This window comes from Polaribacter sp. HL-MS24 (genome assembly GCF_032758595.1).
GTDB lineage: Bacteria > Bacteroidota > Bacteroidia > Flavobacteriales > Flavobacteriaceae > Polaribacter.
Map to the genome: position 1 here is coordinate 2446241 of NZ_CP136415.1, position 18846 is coordinate 2465086.

Annotated in this window: 13 protein-coding genes and 2 pseudogenes; 9 read left to right on the forward strand and 6 right to left on the reverse strand. The window is 34.1% G+C overall.

Annotation, left to right across the window (positions count from 1 at the left end):
* Nucleotides 1-6: 6 nt before the first annotated feature.
* The 3 genes from leuD to RRF69_RS11535 are packed head-to-tail and all read right to left on the reverse strand — an operon-like array spanning nt 7 to nt 3142.
* Nucleotides 7-585 carry a 3-isopropylmalate dehydratase small subunit gene (leuD, locus tag RRF69_RS11525; protein ID WP_316939926.1) on the reverse strand — a complete coding sequence of 193 codons (579 nt, stop codon included), beginning with the start codon at nt 583-585 and terminating at the stop codon, nt 7-9.
* Nucleotides 585-1967, reverse strand: coding sequence for a 3-isopropylmalate dehydratase large subunit (leuC, locus tag RRF69_RS11530; protein ID WP_316939927.1), 1383 nt, complete (start codon nt 1965-1967; stop codon nt 585-587). The genes leuD and leuC overlap by 1 nt, the downstream gene beginning before the upstream one ends.
* Complete coding sequence (locus RRF69_RS11535) at nt 1967-3142, reverse strand: 2-isopropylmalate synthase (protein ID WP_316939928.1); 1176 nt, start codon at nt 3140-3142, stop codon at nt 1967-1969. The genes leuC and RRF69_RS11535 overlap by 1 nt, the downstream gene beginning before the upstream one ends.
* 132 nt (nt 3143-3274) lie before the next feature.
* Between RRF69_RS11535 and RRF69_RS11540 the strand changes: the two genes are divergently transcribed.
* From RRF69_RS11540 to thrC, 4 genes and pseudogenes are all read left to right on the forward strand, one after another.
* Nucleotides 3275-4843 (forward strand): hypothetical protein, encoded by a 1569-nt coding sequence (locus RRF69_RS11540; RefSeq protein ID WP_316939929.1) that lies wholly within the window; start codon nt 3275-3277, stop codon nt 4841-4843.
* A gap of 317 nt (nt 4844-5160) precedes the next feature.
* A pseudogene (thrA, locus tag RRF69_RS11545) lies at nt 5161-7604 on the forward strand (bifunctional aspartate kinase/homoserine dehydrogenase I).
* 3 nt (nt 7605-7607) lie between these two features.
* Nucleotides 7608-8537 carry a homoserine kinase gene (locus tag RRF69_RS11550; protein ID WP_316939930.1) on the forward strand — a complete coding sequence of 310 codons (930 nt, stop codon included), beginning with the start codon at nt 7608-7610 and terminating at the stop codon, nt 8535-8537.
* A 2-nt stretch (nt 8538-8539) separates the two neighbouring features.
* Nucleotides 8540-9823, forward strand: coding sequence for a threonine synthase (thrC, locus tag RRF69_RS11555; protein ID WP_316939931.1), 1284 nt, complete (start codon nt 8540-8542; stop codon nt 9821-9823).
* Nucleotides 9824-9883: 60 nt separating this feature from the next.
* Here the strand turns inward: thrC and RRF69_RS11560 are convergent, their stop codons facing one another.
* Nucleotides 9884-10105, reverse strand: coding sequence for a VF530 family protein (locus RRF69_RS11560; protein WP_316939932.1), 222 nt, complete (start codon nt 10103-10105; stop codon nt 9884-9886).
* Nucleotides 10105-11733: pseudogene (locus RRF69_RS11565) on the reverse strand (aminopeptidase P N-terminal domain-containing protein). Before RRF69_RS11565 ends, RRF69_RS11560 begins: the two are co-directional and overlap by 1 nt.
* Nucleotides 11734-11862: 129 nt before the next feature.
* Between RRF69_RS11565 and gcvT the strand changes: the two are divergent.
* The gene (gene gcvT / locus RRF69_RS11570) at nt 11863-12948 is read left to right on the forward strand and encodes a glycine cleavage system aminomethyltransferase GcvT (RefSeq protein WP_316939933.1); all 1086 of its coding nucleotides are present in this window, start codon (nt 11863-11865) and stop codon (nt 12946-12948) included.
* Nucleotides 12949-13030: 82 nt separating this feature from the next.
* On the opposite strand, the gene ychF is transcribed toward gcvT, so the two are convergent.
* Nucleotides 13031-14122: a redox-regulated ATPase YchF gene (ychF, locus tag RRF69_RS11575; RefSeq protein ID WP_316939935.1), complete on the reverse strand. Its 1092-nt coding sequence runs from the start codon at nt 14120-14122 to the stop codon at nt 13031-13033.
* A 126-nt stretch (nt 14123-14248) separates the two neighbouring features.
* Between ychF and RRF69_RS11580 the strand changes: the two genes are divergently transcribed.
* From RRF69_RS11580 to RRF69_RS11595, 4 genes are all read left to right on the forward strand, one after another.
* On the forward strand, nt 14249-14812 hold the full coding sequence (locus tag RRF69_RS11580; RefSeq protein WP_316939936.1) for a sigma-70 family RNA polymerase sigma factor: 564 nt from the start codon (nt 14249-14251) through the stop codon (nt 14810-14812).
* Nucleotides 14813-14883: 71 nt separating this feature from the next.
* The gene (locus RRF69_RS11585; protein ID WP_316939937.1) at nt 14884-15603 is read left to right on the forward strand and encodes a FecR family protein; all 720 of its coding nucleotides are present in this window, start codon (nt 14884-14886) and stop codon (nt 15601-15603) included.
* Between the two features lie 86 nt (nt 15604-15689).
* Complete coding sequence (locus RRF69_RS11590) at nt 15690-15872, forward strand: DUF4974 domain-containing protein (RefSeq protein WP_316939938.1); 183 nt, start codon at nt 15690-15692, stop codon at nt 15870-15872.
* Nucleotides 15873-15899: 27 nt separating this feature from the next.
* The gene (locus tag RRF69_RS11595) at nt 15900-18833 is read left to right on the forward strand and encodes a TonB-dependent receptor domain-containing protein (protein ID WP_316939939.1); all 2934 of its coding nucleotides are present in this window, start codon (nt 15900-15902) and stop codon (nt 18831-18833) included.
* Nucleotides 18834-18846: the final 13 nt, after the last annotated feature.

Genomic DNA, 18846 nt, shown 5'->3' on the forward strand with positions numbered 1-18846 from the left:
ATGTTTTTATAAAGTAGCCTCAAAGGACTTAATCTTCTCTTTTTTACTGATTAAAAAATCGATATCATCGTATCCATTAATCATACATACTTTTTTATAAGAGTCAATATCAAATTTCTCTTCTTTTTGTGAAGTGGAGATTACTTGGTTTTCTAAATCTACACAAATTTCTACACTAGGGTTTTCTTGAATTTCTTGTAATAAACTCTTCAAAAAATCTTCTGAAACCTGTATTGGCAATAAGCCATTATTCAAGGCATTTCCTTTAAAAATGTCCGCAAAAAAACTACTCACAATGACTTTAAATCCATATCCAGCCAAAGCCCATGCTGCATGTTCTCTACTCGAACCACAACCAAAATTATTTCCTGCTACCAAAATACTTCCACCATAGCTAGGATTGTTCAATGGAAAACTATTGTTTAGGGTTCCATCTTTGTGATAACGCCAATCTCTAAAAACGTTGTCTCCAAAACCTAGTTTGTCAGTAGCCTTTAAAAAACGAGCTGGAATAATTTGATCGGTATCTACATTTTCTGTTTCCAAAGGAACTGCTCTGGACGATAATTTTATAAATTTTTCCATTAATTCAAATGTTTTGTAATGTCTATTATTTTTCCTGCAATCGCAGTAGCTGCTGCAACTAGTGGACTCGCCAAAATGGTTCTAGATCCCTGCCCTTGTCTTCCTTCAAAATTTCTATTAGAGGTAGAAACACAGTACTCTCCTTCAGGAATTTTATCATCATTCATTGCCAAACAAGCAGAACAACCTGGTTGTCTTAGTGTAAAACCTGCTGCTTCAAAAACACTTTGCAATCCTTCTTCTTGAATTTGTTTTGCCACTTTTTGCGAATAAGGGACTAATAAGGCATTCACATTCTGGGCTTTCTGCTTTCCTTTCACAAAGCTTGCGGCAACTCTAAAATCTTCAATCCTAGAATTGGTACAACTTCCAATGAAGACATAATTGATTTCTTTGTCAATTAGTGATTCCCCTTTTTTAAAATTCATGTATTCTAATGACTTTTCAAAAGACGCGTCTACTAATTCAGGAATATTTTCCGTAATTTTAATTCCCATTCCTAGGTTGGTACCATAGGTAATCATAGGACCGATATCTTCTGCTTTGATGTTGTATTCTTGATCAAAAACTGCATCCGCATCTGTAGGAAGTGTTTTCCAATACGCTACTTTTTTATCGAATTCTTCACCTTGTGGAGCAAATTCTCTTCCTTTTATGTATTCAAAAGTGGTCTCGTCTGGAGCAATCATTCCACCTCTAGCTCCCATCTCGATACTCATATTGCACACCGTCATTCTACCTTCCATAGACATTTCTTCAAATACATTCCCAGCATACTCACAGAAATAACCTGTTCCTGAATTGGTTCCCAATTTAGCGATGATGTATAAAATAACGTCTTTTGGCAAAACTCCTTTAGCTAGGGTTCCATTTACAGAAACGCGTAACTTTTTGGGTTTTTCAAGCAATAAACATTGACTTGCAAAAACTTGTGCAACTTGGCTGGTACCAATTCCAAAAGCAATGGTTCCAAATGCCCCATGAGTGGAGGTATGTGAATCTCCACAAACCATCGTCATTCCGGGCTGGGTAATTCCCAATTCTGGTGCAATAACATGAACGATCCCATTATTTTCATGGCCTAAACCATATAAGGTTATCTTATTTTTCTCACAATTTCTGGTGAGCTGTTCTAATTGATTCCTTGATAATACGTCTTTTACAGGCAAATGCTGATCTAACGTAGGTGTATTATGATCTGCAGTAGCAACAATTTTGTCAGGTCTGGCAATCGAAATTCCACGGCTTTCCAATTCATTAAATGCCTGAGGACTCGTTACTTCGTGAATTAGGTGCCTGTCGATATACAACACTTGTGGCCCATTTTCTACTACATCTACGATGTGTGCATCCCACACTTTGTCAAATAATGTTTTTCCCATTATGAGGTTGTAATTTTAGAAATTTTATTTACTTTTTCCATGATGATATGAATATCTTCATCAATCACTTCTTTTTGTTTGTCTGCAAATTCAAGAAATGCTTCATAGCTAATGTCCAATTGAACTTTAGTCAATTCGTAACCAATTTTCTTTGCTCTATATGCCAAGGCAGCCCTACCACTTCTGGCAGTTAAAACGATGGCACTTTCTGTAACTCCAACATCTTCTGGATCCATTATCTCATAGGTCTCTCTGTTCTTGATAACTCCGTCTTGATGTATTCCAGAACTGTGTGCAAAAGCATTGGCTCCAACTATTGCTTTATTTGGCTGAACTGGCATTCCCATACTTTCACGAACCATAATACTGGTATCATATAATAATTTGGTGTTGATATCTGTAACTAAATTCAAATAGGGATGTTGTTTTAAAACCATTACAACTTCTTCAAGCGCCGTATTTCCAGCTCGCTCACCAATTCCGTTAATAGTGCATTCTATTTGACGTGCTCCATTCATCACCCCTGCAATCGAATTGGCTGTTGCCAATCCTAAATCGTTGTGACAGTGACATGATAGTATTACATTCTCAATTCCTTTCACATTTTCACGTAGGTACTTTATTTTTGCTCCATATTCCTCTGGCAAACAATACCCCGTAGTGTCAGGAATGTTCAATACCGTAGCTCCTGCTTTGATGACAGCCTCACATACTTTTGCCAAAAACTCATTGTCAGTTCTTCCAGCATCTTCAGCATAAAATTCTACATCTTCAACAAAAGATTTTGAATAAGCAACAGCGTTCACTGCTCGTTCGATTACCTTTTCTCGAGTGGAGTTGAATTTAAATTTAATATGAGAATCACTGGTTCCAATTCCAGTATGAATTCTAGGAAACTTAGCAAATTTCAAGGCATCTGCAGCAACTTTAATATCATTTTCAACAGCTCTGGTCAAACCACATACTGATGCATTTTTAACAATCTTTGAAATTTCTGTTACTGAGATAAAATCACCAGGACTAGAAACAGGAAATCCAGCCTCTATTACATTGACACCCAATAAATCAAGACGTTCTGCAATGACTAACTTTTGTTTGGTATCCAGTTTACAGCATGGAACTTGCTCACCGTCTCTGAGGGTCGTATCGAAAATTTGAACTTTGTTATCCTGCATCTTTAAATTTTGTATTTCATATATATAAATCAAATGTATATATTGGTCTTGATTAAAACTGTATTTTTGCAGAATAAAATACGATTTCTAGTTGTTTTTTAAATCCCATAAACTACTAACCAACAGATACTTATGAGTAATAGTATTACATCATTCAACCAACAAAAGGATTCTTTATTTATTTTGGTAAAATCATTATCAAAGTCAGAAAAGAGACAGTTCAACCTTTATGTGAGTCGTTTGGGAGGAAATGTGGATGCTAAATTCTTTTCACTTTTCAAGTTTTTAGATAAAATGAAAACTTATAACGAAAAGGAAATTATCAAAAGTAATATTGTTACAAAACAACAATTATCAAATTTAAAAGCGCATTTGTACAAACAAATTTTAATTAGTTTACGTCTAAATCCTTCTCATCAAAATATCCGTTTACAAATCCGAGAGCAATTAGATTTTGCAACCATCCTGTATCAAAAAGGATTGTACAAACAAAGTTTAAAACTCTTAGAAAAAGCCAAAGGTTTAGCAATAGACAACGAAGAGAAAAATGTTGCCTACGAGATTGTCGAACTAGAAAAAGTAATTGAAACACAATATATTACACGAAGTATCAGCTCTAGGGCAGACATCCTATCAGTACAAGCAAAAAACCTAAGTAGGCTTAATGTGATTACCAGTAAACTTTCTAATTTGTCCCTACAACTTTACAGTCATTTGCTTCAAAATGGCTATGTGAAAAATAACGAGGAATTGGATTTTATCACGACCTATTTCAATCAAAAATTGCCAAAATATGATTTCTCTACCTTTGGTTTTCGTGAAAAATTATGGTTGTACAAGTCCCATTTGTGGTTCAGTTTATTGACTCAAAATTTCTTACAAAGTTATAAATACGCAAGTAAATGGGTTGATTTGTTCAAGGGTCGTAAAGATCTAATCTCGTTACATCCTGTGTTTTACTTAAAGGGGAAAAACTATTTCTTAGAGGCCTCTTTTTTAGCCAAAAACAATCGTAAATTCAAAGAAGAACTCGCTTATTTTGAAAAAGAAATAGAAGAAAAAAGTATTCCTTTTAATAGCAATACTGAAATATTAATATTTCTCTATTTTTATACTAACAAATTACACTTACACTTTCTAGAAGCATCATTTAGTGAAGGTGAATACTTGGTGAAAATCATTAATGCAAAAATAGAAACCTACAAAAGTAGACTCGATTACCATCATGTAGTCATCTTGTATTATAAAATTGCATGTTTGTATTTTGGAATGAATAAAAACAAAGAATGCATAGCCTATTTAGGTAAAATTATCAATACTAAAGATCTAAAAGTAGCAGAAGATTTACAGTGTTTTGCAAGAGTTTTGAACCTGATAGCCCATTACGAATGCGGTTTGGATTACGATCTAGAACGACAGTTTGTTGATACCTATAAATTTTTATTAAAGATGGAAAATTTACAAGAGGTTCAAAAAGAATTTATAACCTCTATTAGAGATTTAAGCGATGTTTATCCTCATGAGATTAAAAATGAATTTAAAAAAATACACACCCGTTTAAAAAAATACGAAAGTCATCCCTATGAAAAAAGAGCCTTTTTGTATTTAGACATCTTATCGTGGCTGGAAAGCAAAATAGAAAACAAACCCATAGCGATCATCATTAAGGAAAAATCAAATAAACTATCTAAAAGATTGTAATTTACTATTTTTTCATATCAATTTTTGGTGATTTAGTATTAATCAGTTCAGAAAGTAAAATAGTCATCAATAAAGGTTTACTTCTTGATTAATAATAATATTTTTGTAACGTGAATAATTCTATACAACATATCATCATCTCAAACATTACAGTATCTTTTACTGTTACTTCTTCTATTGGTATGATTCGCAATACTACAATTATTACCCTTTAGGGGTTATTATATTTCATATCAACTTAGGTCATTATATGTTTTCGAAAAGAACTCGAAAGCAGTTTCATAAAAAATTATTTTGTCAACTATTTATCATTAAAAATGAAAGTCTTAAAATTTGGAGGTTCCTCTGTAGCCAACGCAAAGAACATCAAGAGAGTATTAAACATTGTTGCTTCTACTTCTAAAGAATATAAAATCTTAGTCGTTGTTTCCGCTTTTGGAAAAACAACAAATGCTTTAATCGAAGGAGCTAATTTAGCGAAAAACAAAAATGATGACTACAAAAAAGTAGTTTTAGATCTAGAAAAGCATCACTTTGAAGTAATAAAAGAATTAATTCCGGTTACCAAGCAAAGTGCGATTATCAGTCATGTAAAACAATTGTTCAATCAATTAGAAACGATTTACGAAGGCTGTTATTTACTGCAAGAGTTAAGTCCAAAAACATTGGCAACAATTTCTGGATTTGGAGAGTTACTTTCTTCTTTTATCATAGCTGAAGCTTCAAAATTAGAACTCGACACAAACTATAAAGACAGTAGAGAATTAATCATTGCTTCAGATCAGTATTTAGGAGCCACTGTCGATTTCTCTTCAACCAATGAGAACATCACAAATTATTTTAAAAGTAATACTGCACAAGTAACCCTACTCCTGGATTTGTGGCACGAACAAACAAGGGAGAAACCACAACTTTAGGACGTGGAGGATCAGACTATACTGCGGCTATATATGCAGCAGCCTTAGATGTTGAAGAATTGCAAATCTGGACAGATGTAAGTGGAATGTTTACTGCAAACCCAAGCATTGTAAAACAGGCATTTGCTATTCCACACATCTCTTACCACGAAGCAATGGAACTTTCTCACTTTGGTGCTAAAGTGATTTATCCACCTACCATTCAACCCGTTTTACAAAAAGCAATTCCTATTGTCATCAAAAACACATTTGAACCGAACGACATTGGAACACTCATCACTCAAGAAACCAATACCAACAATCAGCCAGTAAAAGGAATTAGTTATATCGAAAACATCTCCTTAATCACCTTAGGGGGAAGTGGAATGGTTGGAATTCCTAGGTTTTCTAAACGATTGTTTGAAGTACTTTCACTTCACGAAATCAATATTATTCTAATTACTCAAGCCTCTTCGGAGTTATCAATCTGTATCGGAATTGAAGATAAAGATTCCCTTCAAGCACAAAAGCTAATTGATGAAGTTTTTGAATATGAAATCCAACAACAAAAGGTAAGACCTGCAGTAGTAGAGCAAGACTTGTGTATTATTGCCTTGGTGGGAGACAACATGAAAAATCATCAAGGGTTGAGTGGAAAAATGTTTAGCGCATTGGGTAAAAACAATGTAAACATTCGAGCAATTGCTCAAGGGGCTTCAGAAAAAAATATTTCAGCGGTCATTAACAAAAACGATGCAAAGAAAGCATTAAACACCTTACATGAACAATTTTTTGAAGAAAAAATAAAACAATTACATTTGTTTGTAACAGGTGTTGGAAATGTTGGAGAACGCTTTTTAGCGCAAATTCATCAGCAAAAAAAATACTTGAAAGAAAATTTAAAACTCAATGTAAAAGTTGTTGGGATTTCAAATTCTAGAAAAATGCATTTCAATGAAAATGGCATTGATTTAGAAAACTGGAAAGAAGCCCTTCAAAATGGTGCAGAAACGAGCTTACAAACATTTTTTGAAGAAGTAAAAAGCAAAAACTTACGCAACAGCGTTTTTGTAGACAATACTGCAAATCAGCAAGTTTCTGAATTTTATGAAAACTATTTAAGCGAGAGTATTGGAGTCGTTACATGTAATAAAATTGCCTGTGCCTCTTCTTTAGATAATTATAAAAAATTAAAAGAAATTTCAAGAAAAAACAATGTTTCTTTCTTATTTGAAACCAATGTTGGTGCTGGTTTACCCATCATAGATACTTTAAAAAACTTAATCGCTTCAGGTGATCGAGTTCATAAAATTCAAGCCGTTTTATCGGGAAGTTTGAACTTTGTCTTTAATAACTTTAGCGAAAAGACTACCTTTCATGATGTAGTTGCACAAGCTCAAAAAGAAGGTTATACAGAACCAGATCCAAAAATTGATTTAAGTGGAGTCGATGTTGCTAGAAAAATTTTAATTTTAGCCCGAGAAAGTGGTTATGATTTAGAATTAGAAAACATTAAAAACAATGCTTTTTTACCTGAAAACAGCTTAAAAACATCAAATAATGACGATTTTTATGCTTCATTGACACAAAATGAAGCACATTTTCAAAATGTATTTCATGAAGCAAACAGCAAAAATTGTCGTCTAAAATATGTAGCAGAATTTGAAAACGGAGAAGCAAATGTTGGCTTGCAACACATTCCTGTAGGACATCCTTTTTATAATCTAGAAGGAAGTGATAATATTGTCCTATTTTTTACAGACCGTTACCCTCAAAACCCATTGATTATTAAAGGAGCTGGAGCTGGAGCTGATGTAACAGCCTCTGGGATCTTTGCTGACATTATTAGAATTGGAAATATCTAAATCATGAATGAAATTAAAATATTTGTACCTGCTACAATTGCCAATGTTTCTTGTGGTTTTGATGTTTTAGGACTTTGTTTAGATACGGTTGGTGATGAAATGACCATTCGAAAAACTTCACAAAAAGGTATTACAATTAGTAAAATTATTGGGCAAGACTTACCACTCGATCCTACAAAAAATGTTGCAGGTGTTGCGGCTCTAGCATTGTTGGAAAAAGTAGATATCGATTATGGATTTGATATTGAAATCCTTAAAAACATCAAACTAGGAAGTGGTATAGGAAGTAGTGCTGCAAGTGCTGCCGGTGCAGTATTTGGAATTAATGAAATTCTTGGAAAACCTTTTTCATTAGAGGCATTAATTCCTTTTGCAATGGCAGGAGAGAAACTTGCTAGTGGCACTGCACATGCAGACAATGTAGCTCCTGCCCTCTTGGGCGGATTTACGTTGGTGCGCAGTTACCAGCCCCTAGATGTTATTAAAATACACACTCCAAAGGAATTGTATGCTACTGTCATTCATCCTCAGATTGAAATCAAAACTAGGGATGCCAGATCAGTAGTAAAGAAACAAATTTCATTGGAGACAGCGGTGAAACAATTGGGAAATTTAGGCGGATTAATCAGTGGCCTTTACACTGAAAACTATGAGTTGATCAGCAACTCACTCCATGATGAATTGGTAGAACCCTATCGTTCTATTTTGATTCCTGAATTTGAAACCATCAAAAAAGCAAGTTCTGAAAATGGTGCTTTGGGAAGTGGTATTTCTGGTTCTGGACCTTCAATTTTCGCCCTATCTAAAGGAATTGAAAACGCTAAAAAAGTTGCCCTTGGCATGAAAGAAGTATATAGAAATACGGGAATTGATTTTGATATCCACGTATCCAAAATAAACGAGTTAGGAATCAAAGTATTAGCATTCAAATAGTTATGAAATATTATAGTTTACATAAAAAATCCCCAGACACGAGTTTTAAAAATGCAGTTATAGAAGGACTTGCGAAAGATCGAGGGATCTATTTTCCACAAAATATCACTCCACTACCTAAAACTTTTTTTGACACTATTGAAAACTATTCCAACGAAGAAATTGCTTTTACAGCAATTCAGCAATTTGTTGGAGATGAGATTCCTGAAACTATCTTAAAACAAATTATCAAAGAAACTATTTCTTTTGACTTTCCAGTAGTCAAAATTGAAGATAATATTGGAACATTGGAGTTGTTTCACGGACCTACCATGGCGTTTAAAGATGTTGGTGCTCGTTTTATGAGTTCTTGTCTAGAATACTTTAATCGTGACAAGGAAGAAGAAATTACGGTTCTGGTCGCAACTTCTGGAGATACTGGAGGAGCTGTAGCTAATGGGTTTTTAAATGCGAAAGGAATCAAAGTAGTCATCCTATATCCAAGTGGAAAAGTTAGTGATATTCAAGAACGACAGCTCACTACACTAGGAAATAATATTACTGCTTTAGAAGTGGACGGTGTTTTCGACGATTGTCAGGACATGGTAAAAACGGCCTTTTTGGATACAGAAATTAGCAGAACATTAACCTCTGCAAATTCAATCAATGTTGCTCGTTGGTTGCCTCAGATGTTCTATTTTTTCTTTGCCTACAAGCAACTTAAAAAACAACACAAAGAATTAGTTTTTTCTGTACCTAGTGGTAATTTCGGGAATATTTGTGCAGGTGTCATGGCAAATAAATTAGGTTTACCGATCAAACATTTTGTAGCAGCTACCAATATCAATGATACAGTTGCTACCTATTTAGAAGACGGAAACTATACCCCTAAACCCTCTAAGGCAACCATATCAAACGCCATGGATGTTGGAAACCCAAGTAATTTTATCCGAATTCAAGAATTATTTCAAAATGATCTAGTCGCTCTAAAAAAGAAATTTTCATCGTATAGCTTTACAGACGAGGCAACCAAAAAAGCCATGAAGTCAATCTTTCAAGAAAGTAGTTATGTAGCCGACCCCCATGGTGCGGTTGGGTATTTAGGATTGAATGCGTATGGATTAAATGAGAATGAATACGGAGTTTTCTTAGAAACAGCTCATCCTGTTAAATTTTTGGACGTTGTAGAAACAACTTTGCCAGTAAAAATTGAAATTCCGGAACAAATCAAAAAAGTCATTGACAAAGAAAAGGTCGCAATTAAAATAAGTTCTTATGAAGAGCTTAAAGACTTTTTAAATGCATAAAAAACCACTAAAAATCTAAAATGCCTTTCAGTTCATAACAAAATTGAAAGGCATTAATAGTTACTTTAGCATCGTTTTCTCGTAGAGTTTCTCTACTTTTTCTCTTGCCCAAGGGGTTGTTCTTAGGAACTTCAAACTTGACTTATATGTGGGATTATTTTGAAAGGCTTTCAAATTTAAAATTACCCCCAATTCTTCCCAGCCATACTCTAAAAACAATTGTTCTAGCATGGTTGCCAATTTGATTCCGTGTAAAGGGTTGTTAGGTTGTTCTGCGCTCATTATTTATCTAAATTGGGTAAAACAAAATCATCCAAAACAGATTTTTTTGCCATCATTTTTTCTATTTCTTCAGTCGTTCTTGGTGCTTCAGCAGACAAATTTACAGGACCATTTTGGGTCACTAAAATATCATCTTCAATGCGAATCCCAATTCCCCACCATTTTTCATCACAAGGACTTCCTTTCGGAATATAAATTCATAGCTCCATCGTAACCACCATATTTTCTTCAAAACTACCATAATTTCATGGATCATGAACATCCAAGCCAATATGATGGGAGGTTCCATGAGGAAAATATGGATGATTTTCATCAATCGATTTGATAATTCCTAATTTAAACAATCCTTCATTGACTACCGCTCGTGCATTTTTATTGGGTTGGGACATACTACCACCAATAACATAAGCGGCAATTCCAGCTTCCTGAGCTTCATACACAATATCATAAATGGCTTTTTGTTCTGGAGTAAAGACTCCATTTGCCGGAATTGTTCGCGTAACATCGGCTGTAAAACCACGATACTCTGCCCCTAGATCCATCAACACCAATTCATTTCCAACAGTAGTTTGATTGTTTTCAATATAATGTAAGATACAACCATTGTTTCCTGCTCCTACAATAGAAGGATAGCCTTCATATTCTGCACCATATTTTTTATAGACAAATTCGTGAATCCCTTGAAGTTCTGTTTCCGATAGATGTGGCTTCATCGCCTTCATTACCTCTATTTGACCAACAGCAGAAATGCGCACCGCTTTGGTCAATAATTTCAACTCCTCCTTCGATTTTATTTCACGTAAGGTTGCCATAGTGGATGTTAGAAAAGAAATATCAACGTTGGTTTTAGGAGTCAATTTTAAAGTGATTTTTTGTTGTAGCTCTTTCATTAATTCTTTATCCGTAGCATCTTTTAACTGCATTAAGTCATCATCATTTTGCAATGAAGGATCGTATGCTAAAGCTCTTCCAATAATCTGTGCTACGCTTGCACTATTCTCGATATTGGTAGCTTTGACCATTTCGTAAATTTGTTTTTTGATAGGTGATAAAAAATGGTTTGGATTGTAGCCTGAATTCTGTTTGAACGCTAGCACCAAATCGTATACTTCAGCGCTATTTCGGTCTGAATTTCGATAATCATCCTTAAATTTTTCTATAAAAACTCTATCAAATTTCTTGAATTCAATATTTGTTTTCACAAAGTCATCTGCATTGAGTGCTTTAGAGAAACCCAATTCGTTGATAGCGCCTTCTATCCCCAAACGTTTCCCATTCCATTGCTCAGCTCTTGCATCTCTTTTTTGGACATATAAAATTTCATTATACGAATTTCCGTTTTCATCGGTTTGATTTTCAGAAAATAAAACTAAAACCGCATTGGGTTCACGATATCCTGTTAAATAATAAAAGTTTGGATCTTGATGAAACACATAATCAACATCATTTGCTCTATTTCGAATTGGATTGGCAAAAACAACTGCAACGGAATTGAAAGGCATTTTTGAACGCAAAGCCTCTCTTCTACTTTTATGAAATTCTTTTGATAAGTAATCCGATGGAGTTTGAGAAAAACCATTTACAGAAACAAATAGCAATGCAACAAAAAGAAATTTAAAGGGCCTCATTACGGTAGTTTTTGAATTGATTTTCAAATGTAATTGAAAATTTTTACTGATTTAAAAAATTAACAAAAAAATAGTACTAGAATATTGTAGCTTTTTCAATAATTTAGCTAAATAATCAAGAAAATACAAATGAAAAATATAGCCCTACACAACACTCATGTTTCTTTAGGAGCAAAAATGGTCCCTTTTGCAGGGTATCATATGCCTGTTCAATACGAAGGAGTTACTTCAGAGCACTTGGCCGTAAGAGAATCTATTGGAGTATTTGATGTAAGCCATATGGGAGAATTTTTAGTTTCTGGAGAGCATGCATTGGCATTACTTCAGAAAGTCACTTCAAACGATGTGTCCAAATTGGAAATTGGAGATGCTCAATACAGCTGCTTTCCGAATGAAGATAACGGAATTGTAGATGATTTGATATGCTATAAAATTAAAGAACAACAATATTTATTAGTTGTCAATGCTTCCAATATTGAAAAAGACTGGAATTGGATTTCCAAATACAACAAAACCTTTGGCGCAGAATTAAAAAACCTCTCTGAGGAATATTCGCTATTGGCAATTCAAGGACCCAAAGCTGTAGAAGCTATGCAGTCGTTATCTTCGATCGATTTGGCAGCCATTCCTTATTATACATTTAAAATAGCTGATTTTGCAGGAATAGCGCATGTTATTATTTCTGCTACAGGGTATACAGGTGCTGGAGGTTTTGAAATTTACTGCAAAAACAGTGAAGTAGCACAAGTTTGGGAACGAGTGTTTGAAGCCGGAGCGGAGTACAACATTCAACCGATTGGTTTAGCTGCAAGAGACACCTTGCGCTTAGAAATGGGCTATTGTTTGTATGGAAATGACATTGACGAGACGACTTCACCAATCGAAGCTGGATTGGGCTGGATTACCAAATTTACCAAAGACTTTGTAAATGCATCTGCATTGGCAAAAGAAAAAGTAGAAAAACCAACGCGTAAATTAGTTGCTTTTGAATTGAACGAAAGAGGAATCCCTAGACATGGTTATGCAATTGTAAATGAAAACGGCGATGAGATTGGTAAAGTAACCTCTGGCACCATGAGTCCTTGTTTACAAAAAGGAATTGGTATGGGATATGTTCCTTTTCATTCATCTGCAATCGGTACAAAACTATATATTCAAATTCGCAAAAATATCATTTCAGCAACGATTGTCAAGCTGCCATTTTATAAAGAATAAGTGTTCTTTTATCTCTTAAAACACAAAAAAAGCCAATGAATATTTATTGGCTTTTTTTTGTGGATTAGGATACATATGCATTTTATACATTGAATCGAAAGTGCATTACATCACCATCTTTTACAATGTATTCTTTCCCTTCTACTCGCATTTTCCCTGCTTCTTTTACTTTGGCCTCACTTCCAAAAGTCACATAATCATCATAGGCGATGGTTTCTGCTCTAATAAAACCTTTTTCAAAATCAGTATGAATAACACCTGCTGCTTGTGGTGCAGTAGATCCTATTGGCACAGTCCAAGCTCTTACTTCTTTTACACCCGCAGTAAAATAGGTTTGTAAGTTTAATAATTTATAGGCTGAACGTACCAAACGAGAGACCCCTGCTTCTTCTAGTCCAATATCGGCCAAGAACATCTGTCTTTCTTCGTAATCATCAAGTTCTGTGATATCTGCTTCGGTACCCACTGCCAAAATAATCACTTCCGCGTTTTCATCTTTTACAGCTTCACGAATTTTTTCTACATAGGCATTTCCAGAAACTGCTGAACCTTCATCTACATTACAAACATACAAAACAGGTTTTGCAGTAATGAATTGTAAAGGTTGTACAAATTCCATTTCTTTTTCTGAAAAATTCAGAGCTCTTATAGAAACTCCTTTTAGCAAAGTTTCTTCTATTTTCAACAAAACAACCAATTCAGCTTGTGCCTCTTTGTTTCCTGTTTTTGCAGTTCTTTTAACTCGTTCCAAGCGTTTTTCAACAGTCTCAAGATCTTTTAACTGCAATTCAATATCGATGGTTTCTTTATCTCTAACAGGATCAATTGAACTATCCACATGGATGATATTGTCATTGTCAAAACAACGAACCACATGTAAAATTGCGTCTGTTTCACGAATATTTGCTAAAAACTGATTTCCTAGACCTTCGCCCTTACTAGCTCCTTTTACCAAACCAGCAATATCAACAATCTCTACCGTTGCAGGCAGAACTCTTTCTGGATTGACCAATTCTTCTAATTTCTTCAAACGAGTGTCTGGTACATTTACAACACCGATATTTGGTTCTATCGTACAAAATGGAAAGTTAGCACTTTGCGCTTTTGCGTTTGATAGACAATTAAATAACGTTGATTTTCCTACATTGGGTAATCCTACAATTCCGGCTTTCATTTCTATAAATTTTGCGAGAGCAAATATATAGGATAGTTTAATAAAATGAATAATAAATTTAATAAAGAAAACAAACATCATTTTTTTTAGCTACCTTGAGCCTTATTCCCCAATTTAACAATTAGAATGGACAAACTTACTGATAAGTTTATTTGGAAGTCACTCAAAGAAGGTGACCTCAAGGCATTTGCAGTGCTTTTCGAAACCTATTACCCTTTGTTGCATAGTTATGGATTAAAAATATCTCAAAATGAAACTCTTACTGAAGATACACTTCAAGATTTTTTCCTCTATATTTATGAGCATCGAGAAAATTTAAGTGATTTAGACACCATTGCTCCCTATTTATTTACTTCCTACAAACGTTTTATTATCAATGTGTTAAAAAAGAATCAAAAATTAAAATTTATTGACTTTTCTGAGGAAATCATTCCAGATATTCAATTTTCTAAAGAAGAATTGATGACGAATCAAGAAACAGAAAATTTTAAAAATAAAAATATTGCAAACCTTTTAAATAAGTTACCCAAAAGACAAAAGGAAGCGATTTACTTAAAATATTATAGCGGGTTAAAAACAACTGAAATTTCAGAAATTATGAATATCAATTACCAAAGTGTAGTGAATACCCTACACAAGGCAATTAATAATTTGAAAGAAGATATTTCAATTTTAAAACTTTTTAAATAGTTTAACATAAAATTAAGGGTATAAGAAACAAAAAACCCACTTAGTATAGTAGATTAAAGATTGTTGAAAAGATGAAAAATAATGAGTACACAGCTATACCCGATTTCTTAGAAGATGATTCTTTTAAAAATTGGGTACACCAAAATAATGCTACAGATATTAATTTCTGGGAAGGCTGGATCTACATGAACCCTGACAAAAAAAACCTGATAGAGAAATCAAAAGACTTGGTGTTGGGTGTTTCTTTTAAAAAAGAATTTGTTACCAAAGAGAAAGTAGCTCTTGAGTGGACCAAACTAGAATCAAAAATTCAAACCCAAAAAACAACTCCGAAAAAGAAAGTTCGATATTTGCAATCGTGGACTGTTGCTGCTTCGATCGCTTTGTTAATTTCTATTGGATTCTATTTCTTTGCTGGAAATTCTAAAATAACGCATACGACTCATTTTGGCGAAATTTTAAAAATCAAACTTCAAGATGGAAGTGATGTAACGTTGAATTCCAATTCTAGCTTGTCATATTACAAAAATGAAAGTAGAAAAATCTGGCTCTCAGGAGAGGCCTTTTTCAAGGTACATAAAAAAGTTAGTACGAATGCAAAGTTTTGGGTAGTTACTGAAGATTTATCTGTTGAAGTCTATGGAACTTCTTTCAATGTTAATTCCAAAAAGAAAAAAACATCTGTTTTCCTTGAAGAAGGAAACATCTGGCTAAAACTTAAAAACGGGGGTGATAAAAAAATGATTCTGGAAACTATATTTCGTATTCAGCATCTCAAAGAGCTATTTTAGAGGATACCAACATTTACAATCCAATTGAAAAGACTTCTTGGAAAGACGGTTCCCTATTATTTGAAAATATTTCTTTGTATAAAGTCATGGAGAGAATTGAAGAAACCTATGGTTTCGAAATTGATTTTAGAGACAGTGCTAGTAAAAATATGCTGATTACAGGTGCAGTTCCGAATACAAATATCGATATTTGCATTCAGGCGATTGAAAAATCTGCTGGTGTAACAATTATAAAAGAAAAAAATACCCTTATCATACATAAAAAATAAGGACTATTCTTTTTCTATCCCCTTGAAATGAATCCGAAACTAATCTTTTTAAAATTAGTCTTATTTGTTTGTGTCTTTTGGCTATGCCCATCTACGATTGCTCAAAATAGTACAAATCAGACAATTCCTCTATCCGAATTACTGGATAAATTAAGCAATACCCATCAAATATTTTTCACCTACGACAGCAATCTTATTGCAAATAAACTTGTTCAAGAAGAAGGTTTTTCAAACTTATCATTAGATGCTTCCATAGCCTTATTACAAAAATTAACCCCCTTTAATTATGACGACTTAGGAAACAACTACTATGTATTGTATTCCAAAAATGATCTTCAAAGAACTTACTCTCAACAAAAAAAATCAAAAAATTATACTGCAATAGGGATCGACAGCACGATGAACTTCGGCAAAATCATTGTGAAAGGTATTGTATTAAGCTCAGACAACATTCCTCTGAATGGAGCAACGCTAAAAGACATGAATTCACTGTTTGGTACGACTACAGATTCAGACGGTACGTTTGAATTTGAGACCCAAAAACAGAATCTTATTGAAATTAGTTTTTTAGGACATGAATCCAAAACCTTACAATTATCACAAAACATTTTTCATTCCATTATTTTAACCGCTGGTCAAGAATTGGATGAAGTCAAAATTGTGGGATCAAGAAACAAGAATCGGAATGTGACTGACACTCCTGTTGCAATCGACTTTATAGATCTTGAAAATACAGCCACAAAAAGTAGTCAAGTAGAAGTGAACCAATTTTTACAATATGTTATTCCATCTTTTAACGCAGCAAAACAATCGGGCGCAGATGGGGCGGATCACATAGATCCAGCGACTCTAAGAGGCTTAGGACCTGATCAGACTTTGGTGTTAATCAATGGGAAAAGAAGACATCAAGCCTCCTTAATCAATTTGTATGGAACCCGAGGTCGAGGAAATTCTGGAACCGATTTAAATACCATTCCGATTGCTGCGATCAAACGGATCGAATTACTACGAGATGGAGCTTCTGCTCAGTATGGTTCCGATGCCATTGCTGGTGTCATTAATATCATTTTAAAAGATGGAGATGATGATCTAAGTCTGACTACTACTTTAGGATTTAACAACGCAAATAGTACCCAAACCATTCCAAACAAACTAGATGGTTTTACATATAAGCTTGGACTCAATTACGGGGCTAAAATTACTGAAAAAGGATTTATTAATTTTTCAACAGAAGTATTGTCTTCAGACAAAACATTTCGACCAGCCACCCTTAACAGGCAAAAATTTGGGCAAGCCTCTGTCAAAAACATCAGTTTCTTTTTAAATTCTGAAATTCCGATTCATACAGCTACTAAATTTTATATGAATGGAGGATTCAATTATAAAAATACAGAAGCATTTGCTTTCACAAGAAATCCTAGTAGTGAAAGAAATGTCTTGGCTATTTATGAAAATGGATTCAATCCACTAATTACCTCCAATATCACTGACAATTCCTTTTCGTTTGGGGTGGTTACTAATTTCAAAAATTGGAACATAGACATCAACAATACCTTGGGAAGAAATAATTTTCAATATTTTATAAAAAACACTTTAAATGCTACCTTAGAAGAAAATTCTCCTACAGAATTTGATGCAGGTGGCCATCAATTAATACAAAATACCACAAGTATTGATTTTTCTAAATATTTCAAAACCGCATCTTCTGGATACAACATTGCACTTGGTTTAGAATATCGTTTGGATCAATATAAAATTTTTGCTGGAGAAGAAGCCTCTTATGCTGCCTATGATATCAATGAACAAGTTGTCAACTCTCAAACGCCTATTGCAAACTACAAAATGTATCAAGGTGCCATCAGACCTGGAGGATCGCAAGGTTTTCCTGGCTATTCACCAAAAAATGAAGTAGATCGAAATCGTTCAAACTTTAGTATGTATGCAGATACAGAAGTTGATTTTTCTAAAAATTTTATGATGGGTACAGCTATCCGATATGAATATTATAGTGATTTTGGAAGTACACTTAATTTCAAACTAGCCTCTAGATATAAAATCAGTCCAAAAGTCAATATTCGAAGTTCTTACAGTACCGGATTTAGGGCTCCTTCTTTGGCCCAGATTTATTACAATCTAACCTTTACAAACTTCATCGGAAATACGCCGTCAGAATCATTACTTGTCGCAAATAATAACCCGATTGCACGTTCCTTTGACATCGATCAATTACGTGAAGAAAGAGCCAAAAATTGGAGCATTGGTTTTACTTCCAATCTAAGTAGTAGCTTTAGTGCTAGCATCGATACGTATTTGGTAACGATAAAAGACCGAATCATCTTGAGTGGAAATTTTGATGCAACAACACTTGGCTATGGATTGCAAAATGTACAATTCTTTGCCAATGGAGTAGATACACAAACCAAAGGTTTGGATGTAGTGTTAAACTGGAAAAAACTATTTGAAAAAAGCAAACTATCCATACACCTCTCAGGAAATGTAAATTATATGAGCATTACAGAAATTAAAAATAAAACTCTTGACAAAGAAACCTTCTTTGGAATAAGGGATCAACAATTTTTATTAGCATCTGCTCCCAATAGCAAATTCAATCTAGGATTCAACTTCGATCTTGAAAAGATTAAGATTGCCCTCAGTTTTACTCGTTTTAGCAGTATTAAATTAATCGATTGGCAAGTGTACGAAGATTTGGTCAATTTTAATAATTCAGAAGCCCAACGTCTAGAAGCAGCCACCGATTATTATGCACCGAAAATTACTACCGACCTTCATTTGAGCATACCCTTATCTTCTTCCATCAAAGTGCAATTGGGTGCCAATAACATGTTTAATATTTACCCAAGCAAGCAAAACGAATATACCGATAGCGGAGGATTGTGGGATGCGACACAAATGGGAAGCAACGGTTCTTTTTACTACACAAAATTCAGCTTAGAACTTTAATTCTACTTTTTAC

Coding starts and splice junctions, on each gene's coding strand:
- thrC (WP_316939931.1), top strand. CDS start 8,540: ATGAAATATTATAGTTTACATAAAAAATCCCCAGACACGAGTTTTAAA.
- RRF69_RS11560 (WP_316939932.1), bottom strand. CDS start 10,105: ATGAGCGCAGAACAACCTAACAACCCTTTACACGGAATCAAATTGGCA.
- RRF69_RS11535 (WP_316939928.1), bottom strand. CDS start 3,142: ATGCAGGATAACAAAGTTCAAATTTTCGATACGACCCTCAGAGACGGT.
- RRF69_RS11540 (WP_316939929.1), top strand. CDS start 3,275: ATGAGTAATAGTATTACATCATTCAACCAACAAAAGGATTCTTTATTT.
- RRF69_RS11580 (WP_316939936.1), top strand. CDS start 14,249: ATGGACAAACTTACTGATAAGTTTATTTGGAAGTCACTCAAAGAAGGT.
- RRF69_RS11550 (WP_316939930.1), top strand. CDS start 7,608: ATGAATGAAATTAAAATATTTGTACCTGCTACAATTGCCAATGTTTCT.
- leuD (WP_316939926.1), bottom strand. CDS start 585: ATGGAAAAATTTATAAAATTATCGTCCAGAGCAGTTCCTTTGGAAACA.
- RRF69_RS11590 (WP_316939938.1), top strand. CDS start 15,690: ATGGAGAGAATTGAAGAAACCTATGGTTTCGAAATTGATTTTAGAGAC.
- leuC (WP_316939927.1), bottom strand. CDS start 1,967: ATGGGAAAAACATTATTTGACAAAGTGTGGGATGCACACATCGTAGAT.
- RRF69_RS11595 (WP_316939939.1), top strand. CDS start 15,900: ATGAATCCGAAACTAATCTTTTTAAAATTAGTCTTATTTGTTTGTGTC.
- ychF (WP_316939935.1), bottom strand. CDS start 14,122: ATGAAAGCCGGAATTGTAGGATTACCCAATGTAGGAAAATCAACGTTA.
- gcvT (WP_316939933.1), top strand. CDS start 11,863: ATGAAAAATATAGCCCTACACAACACTCATGTTTCTTTAGGAGCAAAA.
- RRF69_RS11585 (WP_316939937.1), top strand. CDS start 14,884: ATGAAAAATAATGAGTACACAGCTATACCCGATTTCTTAGAAGATGAT.